Raw genomic sequence first — 11,494 nt, forward strand, 5'->3', positions numbered from 1 at the left:
GGGGGCCGCGGGCGAGGCCAGCGAACCCGCGGCGGTCACCGAGGCGGCCGCCAGCGTGCCCGCCGCCACCCCGCCCGCCGCCCGGCAGGTCGTCCGGGTCGCGCGGGACGGGACGATCGGCTGCGCCGACCCGAATGCCCTTCGCCTGCTGCGCCAATTGGCGGGCGCGGAGCCGAGGCTGCTCGTCGAGGCCCGCGCCGCCGGCGGCTGCCGCACCACCTTCCGCGTGAACGAATGGGTCGCCGAGGGCGGAGATGCGGAGACGGTGCGCATGCGCCTGACCAATGGCGCCCCGCTGACGCTCTGGTTCCTGCGCAGCGACCTCGCCGCGCCCTGACCCCCGCTTGCCGCCCGGCCCGGGCGGCGGGAGGATGCCGCCCGGGAAGGAACGGGCAGGCATGGTGGGCTGGAACGCCGAACTCGAGGAATTGCGCCGCCGGGAAGCACTGGCGCGGGAGATGGGCGGGCCCGACAAGGTCCGCCGGCAGCATGAGGGCGGGCGGCTCACGGTTCGCGAACGGGTCGAGCGGCTGGTCGACCGCGGGTCCTTCCACGAGGTCGGCGCCATCGCGGGACGCGCGGACTACGACGCGCAGGGCGAACTCACCGCCTTCACCCCATCCAACTGCGTCATGGGCCGCGCGCTGGTCGATGGCCGCCCCGTGGTCGTGGTGGGGGACGACTTCACCGTGCGCGGCGGCAGCGCGGATGCGACGATCCGCGAGAAGCCGATCATGGCCGAGCGCATGGCCGCCGAACTGCGCCTGCCCATCATCCGGCTGATCGAAGGCTCGGGCGGGGGCGGCTCGGTCAAGACGATCGAGACGACGGGCCGCGCCAACCTGCCCGGCGGCGTCGGCGGCACGCAGCTCTACCACCAGACGACGGCGAATATGGGCCTGGTGCCGGTCGTCACCCTCGGGCTCGGCTCGGTCGCGGGGCTGGGCGCGGCGCGGCTCGCGGCGGCGCACTATTCCATCATGACCAAGACGAGCGCGATGTTCGTCGCCGGGCCGCCGGTCGTCGCACGGCTGGGGGAAAAGCTCGACAAGCGCGACCTCGGCGGCTGGGAGATCCAGTGCAAGGCCGGCGCGGTGGACGACGCGGCCGAGAGCGAGGAGGAGGCCTTCGCGCTGGCGCGGCGCTTCCTGTCCTACATGCCGGCCTCCGTGCACGAACTGCCGCCGGCCATCCGTTCGCGCGACGATCCGGCGCGGCGCGACGAAACTCTGCTCTCCGCCATCCCGCGCGATCCGCGGCGGGCGTACAGGATGCGCCCGATCGTCGAGACGCTGTTTGACAAGGGCAGCTTCTTCGAGATGGGCCGCTGGTTCGGCCGGCCGGTGGTCACGGGCCTCGCGCGGCTCGAAGGCCGCGCCGTCGCGGTGCTGGCCTCCGACCCGGTGTTCCAGGGCGGGTCCTGGACGGCGGATGCCTGCCAGAAGGTGATCCGCTTCGTGGACCTGGCGGAAACCTTCCACCTGCCGGTCGTCTACCTGATGGACTGCCCGGGCTTCGCGGTGGGGCTGGAAGCGGAGAAGACCGCGACCATCCGCTGGGGCGTGCGCGCCATGGCGGCGGTCAACCAGTGCCGCCAGCCCTGGTGCACCATCATCCTGCGCAACGCCTTCGGCGTGGCGGGCGTGGTGCACCAGCCGGCGGGGCGCTTCTCGCTCCGCTACGCCTGGCCCTCCGCACGCTGGGGGTCGCTGCCGCTCGAAGGCGGCGTCGAGGCGGCCTACGCGGCGGAAGTCTCGGCCGCCGAGGACCGCGACGCCAAGGTGGCCGAGATCGAGGAACGGCTGCAGAAACTGCGGTCGCCCTTCCGCACCGCGGAGGCCTTCTGGGTCGAGGAGATCATCGACCCGCGGGACTCCCGCCGGCTCCTGTGCGAGTTCGCGCGGCTCGCCGACCCGCTGCGGGCGCCGGGGGTGGCGGGGTTTACGATGCGGCCTTGAGGCCGGAAGGCGCGGGGGAGGGGAACCTCCCCCGCGAACCCCCTCCCTTCTTTGGAGACCTGGCGCCGCCCGGGACGGGCGGGTTTCGGACAAATTCGGTGGGTCGGCCGAGGTAGGTGCGGGGGAGGGGAACCTCCCCGCGAACCCCCTCCCTTCTTTGGAGACTTGGCGCCGTCCGCGACGGGTGGGTTTCGGACAAATTCGCCGGGCGCGCCGAGGCAGGCACGGGCCGGAGACGCGGCAGCGGCGGAGATGCGGAATTCGGACAAATGGCCTGCCGCCCGAAGGGCAGACCGCAGGCCGCGCTCACATCCGAGGCGGACCTCCGGCGCAGCAGGCGCGCGACACGCGCCCCTTCACCGCGACGCCGCCCCACCACCCGGACCGGCGGCCCGGCGCAACCGGCGACCCAACGCCGGGCGAACGCCCAGACCCCACCGCCTGAACCCCGCACATGGTCCGCACGCCGCCGAGGGACGGGTCTGGGGACGGATGCACAGCCTCAAAGAGCCTGGACTAGGTGGAATTTCCTAGATCATTCCGGCGCCGATGTCCAGCGGGAAACACCTGTCCCGCGCCGCCCGCGCTACTCCACCGTGATCCCCGCCGCGCGCACCACCTCCCGCCATTGCGCGACCTCGCTGCGCAGCCGCGCCGCCAGCGGCTCCGGCCCACTCAGCACCAGCAGCGACCCGCGATCGGCCATGCGGCGGGACAACTCGCTGGTCGGCGCGGCAAGCGGGGCGAGTTCCGCGTTCATCCGGCGGATCGCTTCCGGCGCCGTCTGCTTCGCCGCGAACAGGCCGAACCAGAAGGGCACGGCATAGCCCGGTACCTGCTCGCCGATCGCGGGCACATCCGGCAGCAGCGGCGCGCGCGCGGCCGTCGTCACGCCGATGGGCCGGATCGTGCCGGCGCGGATGTGCTCGAGCGCGAGCGAGAGGTCGCCGACGAAGGCGTCGATCTCGCCCGCCAGCAGCGCCGTCATGATCAGCCCGGCGCCGCGATAGGGCACGTGCAGAAGATCGATCCCTGCCTTCTGCATCAGGAAGGCGCTGGCCAGATGCGTCGCCGAGCCCATGCCGGAACTGCCGACGGACACCCGCCCGGGCGCTTCCTTCGCCCGCGCGACGAAGGCGGCCAGGTTCGTCGGGCCGTTGGCGCGCACGCAATAGACCAGCGGCGCCTCCGTCACGATCGTGACGGGCAGCAGGTCGGTGAAGGGATCGAAGCCGAGGTCGCGCCGCAGCGCCGGCAGCGTCGCGACGGAATTGGAGGTGATGAGGAAGGTATGCCCGTCCGTCGCCGTCGCGACATGCTGCATGCCGACCTGCCCGCCCGCCCCCGCGCGGCTGTCATAGACCACCGGCTGGCCCAGCCGCGGCGTCAGGTACTCCACGAAGTAGCGCGCCGGTACGTCCTGCGGCCCGCCCGGGGCGAAGGGGCTGATCAGCCGGACCGGCCGGTTCGGCCAGGCGGCCTGCGCGAGCGCCGGCGTGGCCAGCGGGGCGGCGAGCAGCGCGCGGCGGGCGATCTTCATGGCGTTGTCTCCCCGGATGTGATGGCATCCTCCCAGCGCGGCAGGGGGCGGTCCTCCGGCGGCGTCAGGAAGGCTTCGTGGTTGCGGCGGTCGATGACGCGCGCGGGCAGCAGGATCTCCCGCGGCACGGGCGCGCCGCGCAGGTGCCGCAGGGCCGCCATGGCGGCAACGGCACCCATGCGGAAGCCGTCATAATCCATGCTGGCGAGCAGCCGGCCGCGCCCGATCTCCCGCACCGCGTCGAGCGTGCCGTTGTTGCCGACGACGAGCGCCTGCCGGTGCGCGTCATCGAGCGCGTCCAGCGCGCCCAGCGCCATGAGGTCGTTGGTGCAGATCACGCCGTCGATGCGCGGATGGGCGAGCAGCAGCCGTTCCATCGCGGCGCGGCCCGGCGCGCGCAGATAGCGCCCCGGCGCGGTGCCGAGGATGCGGATGGAGGGGTAGCGGGCCAGCGCGTCCCGGAAGCCGCGGCCGCGGTCGCGGCTGGTGGGCGCGGTGTCGGGGCCTTCGACCAGCACCACGTCGCCGACCTCGTTCAGCGCCTCGGCCATCACGGTGGCGATGGTGCGGCCCATCGCGACATCGTCGGCGCCGACGAAGGTGACGAAGTCGCCCGCCATGCGGTTGACGAAGCCGATGAAGGGAATGCCGCGCGCGATCGCCGCGGCGACCGGCGCTTCCAGCAGGCGGTCGTCGGCGGGGGCGAAGATGATCGCGTCGGGGCGTTCCTCGACGACGGCCGCGAGCAGCGCGATCTGCCCGTCCGGGTCATCCGGCACCGGCGGGTAATGCCGTGTCGCGACCGCGCCCTCGGCGGCGGCGGCCTTTTCCACGCCGAGCAGGAAAGCCTGGTAGTTCGGATTGACGCCGTTCTTGGTGAAGGCCGCGAGGCGGAGCGCCACGCCTCAATCCCCGCGCACGCCGGCGGCGCGGATGACCTCGCCCCAGGAGCGCAGGTCGGCGGCGATGCGCGTGTTGAAGGCGCGGGTGTCCTCGAACAGCGGGGTCAGCCCGTTGGCGAGCAGCCTTTCCCGGAAGGTCGGGTTCTCGAGCGCCTTGCGCGTCGCCTCCGACCAGCGGGCGAGGCTTTCCTCGTTCATCCCGCGCGGGCCGCAGATGCCGAACCAGCCGGCCATCTGCAGGCCGGGGACGAAGGCCGAGATCGGCCGCGCATCGGGGAACAGCGGCGATCCCGCATCGTCGCCGAGGGCAAGCAGGCGCAACTCGCCCCCCGTGATCTGGCGCATCACGTCGCCGAGATTGGTGATCATGAAGTCGACGCGCCCGCCGAGGATGTCGACCACCGCGATCGCCGCGCCGCGATAGGGCACATGCGCGATGTCGAGCCCCGTGCGCGCCTTGAGCAGTTCCACCGAGAGATGCTGCGCCGACCCCACGCCGGCCGAGGCGTAGGTGAGCCCGCCGGGCCGCGCTCTCGCTGCCGCGAGCAGGCCCGGCACATCCTGGTGCGGCCCGCGCGCGGCGACGACGAGCGCGTAGGTGGAGAGCGCGACATTCGCGACGCCCGTCATCTCGGTGCGCGGGTCGATGGGCAGCGAGGCGCCGGGCAGGTTCGGCGTGATGGTCATGCTGCCCATCGGGCATTGCAGCACGGTCATGCCATCGGGCGTGCTGCGTGCAACGACCTCGGCGGCGATCAGGCCGTTGGCGCCGGTGCGGTTCTCGACCACGCCGCGCGCGCCCATCTGCGGCGGCACGTATTCGGCGATGAGGCGCGCCATGAGGTCGCCCGCGCCACCCGGGGCGAAGCCGGAGATGACGCGGACCGTGCGGTCCTGCGCCATGGCGGGCAGGGCGAGGATCGCCGCCGCGGCGGCGGCGAGCAGGGTGCGACGCATGGCTTCCTCCCTTTGGCTGGACGAAAGGCTAGGCGGCCGGCCGCGCCCGGTCCACCCCGCCGTCAGCCCAGCGCGAAGGGGTCCGCGGCGAGCGGGGCCGGCAACACCTCGATGGCCCCGGCGACGTCGGCCGCGCTCGCGCCCTTCACCAGGATCGTGCCGCCGACATTGGTCGTGATCAGCGCATCCGCGCCCGCATCGGCGATGGACACCGGCGCGGTGCCGAGCTCGAAGCGGATGCGGTCCGCGCGCGCCGAGAAATCCTCGATCACGTCGGCATCGGTCGGGCCGGTGCCGGCGCCGAAGACGAAGAGGTCCGCCCCGCCGCCGCCGTTCAGCGTGTCGTCGCCCGAGGATCCGTCCATCCAGTCGGCGCCGGCGCCGCCGACCAGCAGGTCGTCCTGCGTGCCGCCGAACAGCGTGTCGTTGCCGGCGCCGCCCTGCAGCGTGTCCTCGCCGCGCCCGCCGTCGAGCTCGTCATGGCCGGCGCCGCCATCCAGCAGGTCGTCCTGGTCGCCGCCGGACATGGTGTCGTTGCCGGCGCCGCCGCGCAGCGTGTCGTCGTCGGACAGGCCCGCCAGGATGTCGTTGCCCGCGCCGCCTTCCAGGCTGTCGGCGCTGCTCGTGCCATAGACCGCGTCGTTGCCGGCGCCCCCATCGAGCGTGCTCGGGCCGCCGCCGATCGGCAGGTCCTCGCGCGATCCGAACAGCGTGTCGTCGCCCGCGTCGCCGGCCATGCGGTTCGATCCCTCGCCGCCGACCAGCAGGTCGTTGCCCGCGCCGCCATCGAGGCGATCGTCGCCATCCCCGCCGCGCAGCGTGTCCGCCCCGGCGCCGCCCGCGAGCGTGTCGTTGCCGCCGCCGGATTCCAGCAGGTCGTCGCCGGCGCCGCCGTCGAGGATGTCGTTGCCCGTCTGCGCGGTCAGCGTGTCGTGCCCCGCGCCACCACGCAGCGTGTGGTCGGCCAGGCGCGCATAGATCCAGTCGTCGCCGGCGCCGCCATCGAGCAGGTCGCCGCCGAAGGCGCCGGCCAGCGTATCGTTGCCCGCGCCGCCGAACAGGCTGTCGCTGCCCGACCGCCCGGCATAGAGGTCGTCATTCCCGGCGCCGCCCTCGATCCAGTCGTCGCCGGTGAAGCCGCCGGCGATGACATCGTCGCCCGCATCGCCGTACAGGCGGTCGCTGGCGCGCCCACCCTCGATCGTATCCCTGCCGGCGCCGCCATGCAGCGTGTTCGGCCCGGCGCCGCCCTGCATCCAGTCATCGCCCGCGCCGCCATCGCCGATGCCGCCGTTGGTGACGAAGATCTCGTCATTGCCCGGTCCGCCTTCGACGTGCCACCCGCGCAGCGTGTCGTTGCCGGGGCCGCCAACGACCAGGTCGGCTTCGTTGCCGCCATCGAGCGAATCATCGCCGGGGCCGCCCCACAGCGTGTCGTCGCCGAGCCCGCCATTGACCGTGTCGTTGCCGGCGCGCGCGTCGATCCGGTCATTGCCGTCCGTGCCGTCGATGCTGTCGTCGCCTGGCGTAGGAAGGATCGCGGTGAGCGCCGCGAGGGTGGATCGTGTGGCGCTGCCGCTCATGCCTGCATCCCTTCCTGTCCGGCGCGATCCGATGCGCGCCGGCTGTCAGCGGAAATGCTCGTCAGGCCCGGGAGGTTTCATCAAGCAAAGATATATAAGTTAAAACGAATTAACTATTGATGGCGAAACAGGCGAAGGCGAGGCCGTGCCCCCGCCGCGCCGCTAGGCCCCGGCGTCCAACGCCGCGATGACCGCACCCGCCATCGCCCGCGTGCCGAGCACCGCCTCCCCAGCCATGGCGATGTCCGCGGTGCGCGCCCCCGCGGCGAGTGCCGCCTCCACCGCCGTTTCCAGCCGCGCGCCTTCCTCCGGCCGCCCGGCCGTCCAGCGCAGCAGCAGCGCGGCGGAGAGGATGGCGCCGAGCGGGTTGGCGATGCCCTTGCCCGCGATGTCGGGGGCCGAGCCGTGGATCGGTTCGTACAGCGCGCGCCGCCGCCCGTCCGGCCCGGGGGCGGAGAGCGCGGCGGAGGGCAACATGCCGAGGCTGCCATTGATCGCGCCCGCGCAATCGGACAGCAGGTCGCCGAACAGGTTGTCGGTGACGATGACGTCGAAGCGCGTCGGCGCGCGGCCGAGCTGCAGGGCGCAATTGTCGGCCAGCATGTGCTCGAGCGTGACATCGGCGAAGTCGGCGCGGTGCACCTCCGTCACCACGTCCCGCCACAGCCGGCCGGCCTCCATCACATTCGCCTTGTCGACGGAGGTGACGTGGTTGCGGCGCGTCCGGGCGAGCTCGAAGGCGAAGCGCGCGGCGCGCGCGATCTCGGCTTCGGTGTAGGTGTGGGTGTTGACGCCGCGGCGCGTGCCGTCGGCCTGCGTCTCGATCCCGCGCGGCGTGCCGAAATAGACGCCGGCGGTCAGTTCCCGCACGAAGACAAGGTCCGCGCCCGCGACGGTGCGCGCCTTGAACGGCGAGGATTCCGCGAGCGGCGCCCAGGCGCGCACCGGGCGGAGATTGGCGAAGACGTCGAGCGCCTTGCGCATCCGCAGCAGCGCGCCCTTGCGCCGTTCCTCGGGCGGGATGTGCGTCTGGTCGAGGCTGCCGACGGCGCCGAACAGCAGCGCGTCGGCGCCCATGATGGCGTCCCAGGTGGCGTCGGGCATGGTCGTGCCCTGCGCGGCCCAGGAGGCGGCGCCGAACAGGTGCCGCGTCATGCGCAAGGGCACGCCGCGCTTGGTCACGAACCAGTCGAGCACGCGCACCGCCTCGTCCGTCACCTCGGGCCCGATGCCGTCGCCGGGCAGGACGCAGATGTCGAGCATGCTCATCGCTCCACGCTTTCCCAGGCCCAGGCGCGCGCCGCGCGATCCGCCTGCTGCCAGGCGAGGATCGTGTCCTTGTGGCGCAGCGTCAGCGCGATGTCGTCGAGCCCTTCGAGCAGCGATTCGCGCCGGCGCGGGTCGATGGTGAAGGGAACTTCCGCGCCTTCCGGCGTCACGACCACCTGGCGGACGAGATCCACCGTGGTGTGGCGGGAGCCCTGCGAGGCTTCGGTCTCCTCCGCGATGCGGCGGATCACGTCCTCCGGCAAGGCGACCGGCAGCAGGCCGTTCTGGAAGCAGTTGTTGAAGAAGATGTCGCCGAAGGAGGGGGCGATGACGGCGCGCACGCCCATGCCCATCAGCGCCCAGACCGCGCCTTCGCGCGACGATCCGCAGCCGAAGTTTGGCCCGGCGAGCAGCACCGGGCTGCCGCGATACTGCGCGCGGTTCAGCACGAAGTCCGGGTTCTCGCTGCCATCCTTCAGGTAGCGCAGCCGCTCGAAGGCATGGGGGCCGAGGCCGGTGCGCCCGGTGCCGACGAGCCGCTGGATCGGGATGATGACATCCGTGTCGATGTTCGCCTGCAGCATCGGCACGGCGGGGCCGGCGACAGTGGTGACCTTGTCCATCCTGCTGTCCCCCTTACGCCGCGACCAGGCGGACATCGGCGATCGCACCTTCGATCGCCGCCGCGGCCGCCATGGCGGGGGAGGCGAGATGCGTCCGCGCCCCCGTGCCCTGCCGTCCGACGAAGTTCCGGTTCGATGTGGAGACGCAGCGCGCGCCCGGCGGCACCGCTTCCCCATTCGCCGCGACGCAGAGCGCGCAGCCGGGCTCGCGCCATTCGAAGCCGGCGGCGCGGAAGGCGGCATCCAGCCCCTCGGCCTCGGCGGCGTGCTTCACCCGCTCGCTGCCGGGGACCACCCAGGCGGTGACGTGCGGGGCCACCTTGCGCCCGCGCAGCACGGCGGCGGCGGCGCGCAGATCCTCGATGCGCGAATTGGTGCAGGACCCGATGAAGACCCAGTCCACCTTGGTGCCCGCGATCGGCTGGCCGGGCGTGAGGCCCATATAGGCGATGGCCGATTCCCAGGCGGCGCGCTGCTCGGCGCCCGGCGCCTCGGACGGGTCGGGCACGCGGCCGGTCACGGGCAGCACCTGGTCGGGGCTGGTGCCCCAGGTGATCTGCGGGGCGATGTCGCGCATCTCGATCACCAGGTCGCGGTCGAAGGCGGCGTCATCCGCCGAGGGCAGGGTGCGCCAATGCGCGAGTGCGGCATCCCAGGCGTGACCCTTGGGCGCGAAGTCCCGGCCGGCGAGCCATTCGAAGGTCGTCTCGTCGGGCGCCACCATGCCCATCTTCGCCCCCATCTCGATCGAGAGGTTGCACAGCGTGAGCCGCCCTTCGACCGAGAGCGCGCGCACCGCCGAGCCGGCGTATTCCACTGCATGGCCGACGCCCGCCGCCGCGCCGAAGCGGCCGATGGCGGCGAGGATCATGTCCTTGGGCGTCACACCCGGCGGCGCCGCGCCCTCGAAGCGGATGCGCATGCGCCTGGGCTTCTTCTGCGGCAGGGTCTGCGTCGCGAGCACATGGCGCAGTTCCGACGCGCCGATGCCGAAGGCGAGTGCGCCGACGCCGCCATTGGTGCAGGTGTGGCTGTCGCCGCAGACCAGCGTCGTGCCCGGCAGCACGATGCCGAGTTCCGGCCCCATCACATGCACGATCCCGTTGCCGTCCTGCCCGAGGTCGAACAGCCGCACGCCCGCTTCCGATGCGCGCTTGCGCAACCCGGCCAGCAGCTTGCCGCCCTTGGGGAAGGTCTCGGAGGTCCGTCCGGGGGCGGAGGAGACGGCATGGTCCGGCGTGGCGAAGACGAGGTCCGGACGGGCCACCTTGTAGCCGGACTCGGCCAGTTCCTCGAGCGCGCGGCCACCCGACAGGTCGTGCACCAGCACGCGGTCGCAATGGAGCAGCGACCAGCCATTGCCGAGATCCGCCACCACATGCGGGTCCCAGATCCTGTCGAACATGGTCGCGGACATGACGTTCCCTCGTTCTTGACCCGTGCGCGCCTGCGCCGCACCGTTCCCGGAAAGCGGCGGCATCACGCCGCGCGGATCGGGCGCGGTCAAGCGCCCGCCCGACGGGAAGGAAACGCCATGACCTCGATCCCCCGACGTGCCGTCACGCTTGGCCTGCTCGCCGCCCCCGCCATCGCCCGCGCGCAGGCGCCCTGGCCGGAACGCCCGGTGCGGCTGGTGGTGCCCTACAGCGCCGGGGGCGTGGCGGACACCATCGCGCGCACGCTGCAGGCCCGCGTGGCCGAGGCGCTCGGCCAGTCCTTCATCATCGAGAACCGCACCGGCGCATCGGGCGCGATCGGCGCGCAGGCCGTCGCGCAGGCGCCGGCCGACGGCTACACCATGCTGTTCGAGGGCGCGACCTTCGCGACCCTGCCCGAGGTGCGGCGCGACCTGCCCTTCGACTACGCCGCGGCCTTTCTCCCCGTCGTGCAGGTGACGACGCAGCCCTACATCATCGGCATCCGCGCGGGCTTCCCGGCGACCGACCTCGCCGGCTTCGTGGCGGAAGCCAAGCGCCGGCCCGGCGAAGTCACCTACGGCACGCCCGGCGTGGCCCATATCGGGCATTTCATGGGGGAGGCGCTGCAACTCGCCGCCGGCATCCGCATGGAGCACGTGCCCTTCCGCGGCGGCGCGGACGTCGCGCGCGAACTCGCCGCGGGGCGGATCGATGCGGGCATCATCTCCTTCTCCTCGCTGCGCCCCGCGGTCGAGCGCGGCGCGACGCTGATCGCGAGCACCGCCGGGCAGCGCCAGGCGTCGCTGCCGCAGATCCCGGTGATCGGGGAGACCTTCCCGGGCTACGACATGTCCTCCTGGACCGGCGTCTTCGCGCCTGCCGGCACGCCCGCGGTCGCCATGCAGCGCGTCGCGCAGGCGATGCGCAGCGCGCTGGCGGACCCCGAGGCGCGACGGCGGCTCGATGCGGCGGGTGCGGATGCGGTGGAGTCCGACCCGGAGGCCTTCGCCGCGGTGATCCGGCGGGACCGTGAGACGGCGCGGCGGATCGTGCAGGCGACGGGGTTGCGCGTGGGGTGAAGGCAGGGGTGGAGAAGAGAACTTCTCCCCCCACGGGTCCCATCGACGTCGCTGCGCAACGCCGATGGGCGCCCGTTCCCCCCTCAACCTTTTTTGGAACCAAGCAGACAAAGAAGGGAGGGGGTTCGGGGGAGGTTCATCCTCCCCCGGCCTGCACTGGGCGGC

10 protein-coding genes are annotated in these 11,494 nt (G+C 72.8%); 3 read left to right on the top strand and 7 right to left on the bottom strand.

The genetic code is table 11. The features are described 5' to 3' along the window. Both HW577_RS12485 and HW577_RS12490 read left to right on the top strand, forming a co-directional pair. The coding region (locus tag HW577_RS12485; protein WP_232474889.1) for a hypothetical protein at window positions 1-337 on the top strand (337 nt) is incomplete at its 5' end. Between the two features lie 61 nt (window positions 338-398). Then, complete coding sequence (locus HW577_RS12490) at window positions 399-1,958, top strand: acyl-CoA carboxylase subunit beta (protein ID WP_232474890.1); 1,560 nt, start codon at window positions 399-401, stop codon at window positions 1,956-1,958. 586 nt (window positions 1,959-2,544) lie between these two features. Here the strand turns inward: HW577_RS12490 and HW577_RS12495 are convergent. The 7 genes from HW577_RS12495 to leuC form a co-directional block, all read right to left on the bottom strand. Next, entirely contained in the window at window positions 2,545-3,498 is a 954-nt protein-coding gene (locus tag HW577_RS12495; protein ID WP_198376464.1) for a Bug family tripartite tricarboxylate transporter substrate binding protein, read from the bottom strand. Next, window positions 3,495-4,400, bottom strand: coding sequence for a sugar ABC transporter substrate-binding protein (locus tag HW577_RS12500; RefSeq protein ID WP_198376465.1), 906 nt, complete (start codon window positions 4,398-4,400; stop codon window positions 3,495-3,497). Before HW577_RS12500 ends, HW577_RS12495 begins: the two co-directional genes overlap by 4 nt. Before the next feature lie 3 nt (window positions 4,401-4,403). Then, window positions 4,404-5,357, bottom strand: coding sequence for a Bug family tripartite tricarboxylate transporter substrate binding protein (locus HW577_RS12505; protein WP_198376466.1), 954 nt, complete (start codon window positions 5,355-5,357; stop codon window positions 4,404-4,406). A gap of 62 nt (window positions 5,358-5,419) precedes the next feature. Continuing rightward, on the bottom strand, window positions 5,420-6,940 hold the full coding sequence (locus HW577_RS12510) for a calcium-binding protein (RefSeq protein ID WP_198376467.1): 1,521 nt from the start codon (window positions 6,938-6,940) through the stop codon (window positions 5,420-5,422). 162 nt (window positions 6,941-7,102) lie between these two features. Beyond that, the gene (gene leuB, locus HW577_RS12515; RefSeq protein WP_198376468.1) at window positions 7,103-8,209 is read right to left on the bottom strand and encodes a 3-isopropylmalate dehydrogenase; all 1,107 of its coding nucleotides are present in this window, start codon (window positions 8,207-8,209) and stop codon (window positions 7,103-7,105) included. Continuing rightward, on the bottom strand, window positions 8,206-8,832 hold the full coding sequence (gene leuD / locus HW577_RS12520) for a 3-isopropylmalate dehydratase small subunit (RefSeq protein WP_198376469.1): 627 nt from the start codon (window positions 8,830-8,832) through the stop codon (window positions 8,206-8,208). The genes leuB and leuD overlap by 4 nt, the downstream gene beginning before the upstream one ends. Before the next feature lie 13 nt (window positions 8,833-8,845). Next, window positions 8,846-10,249, bottom strand: coding sequence for a 3-isopropylmalate dehydratase large subunit (leuC, locus tag HW577_RS12525; protein ID WP_198376470.1), 1,404 nt, complete (start codon window positions 10,247-10,249; stop codon window positions 8,846-8,848). A gap of 117 nt (window positions 10,250-10,366) precedes the next feature. Between leuC and HW577_RS12530 the strand changes: the two genes are divergently transcribed. Then, window positions 10,367-11,329 carry a Bug family tripartite tricarboxylate transporter substrate binding protein gene (locus HW577_RS12530; RefSeq protein ID WP_198376471.1) on the top strand — a complete coding sequence of 321 codons (963 nt, stop codon included), beginning with the start codon at window positions 10,367-10,369 and terminating at the stop codon, window positions 11,327-11,329. Window positions 11,330-11,494 lie beyond the last annotated feature (165 nt).

The organism is Neoroseomonas rubea, from assembly GCF_016106015.1.
GTDB classification, from domain to species: domain Bacteria; phylum Pseudomonadota; class Alphaproteobacteria; order Acetobacterales; family Acetobacteraceae; genus Neoroseomonas; species Neoroseomonas rubea.

Coding starts and splice junctions, on each gene's coding strand:
- HW577_RS12510 (WP_198376467.1), bottom strand. CDS start 6,940: ATGAGCGGCAGCGCCACACGATCCACCCTCGCGGCGCTCACCGCGATC.
- leuC (WP_198376470.1), bottom strand. CDS start 10,249: ATGTCCGCGACCATGTTCGACAGGATCTGGGACCCGCATGTGGTGGCG.
- HW577_RS12495 (WP_198376464.1), bottom strand. CDS start 3,498: ATGAAGATCGCCCGCCGCGCGCTGCTCGCCGCCCCGCTGGCCACGCCG.
- leuD (WP_198376469.1), bottom strand. CDS start 8,832: ATGGACAAGGTCACCACTGTCGCCGGCCCCGCCGTGCCGATGCTGCAG.
- HW577_RS12505 (WP_198376466.1), bottom strand. CDS start 5,357: ATGCGTCGCACCCTGCTCGCCGCCGCCGCGGCGGCGATCCTCGCCCTG.
- leuB (WP_198376468.1), bottom strand. CDS start 8,209: ATGAGCATGCTCGACATCTGCGTCCTGCCCGGCGACGGCATCGGGCCC.
- HW577_RS12490 (WP_232474890.1), top strand. CDS start 399: ATGGTGGGCTGGAACGCCGAACTCGAGGAATTGCGCCGCCGGGAAGCA.
- HW577_RS12530 (WP_198376471.1), top strand. CDS start 10,367: ATGACCTCGATCCCCCGACGTGCCGTCACGCTTGGCCTGCTCGCCGCC.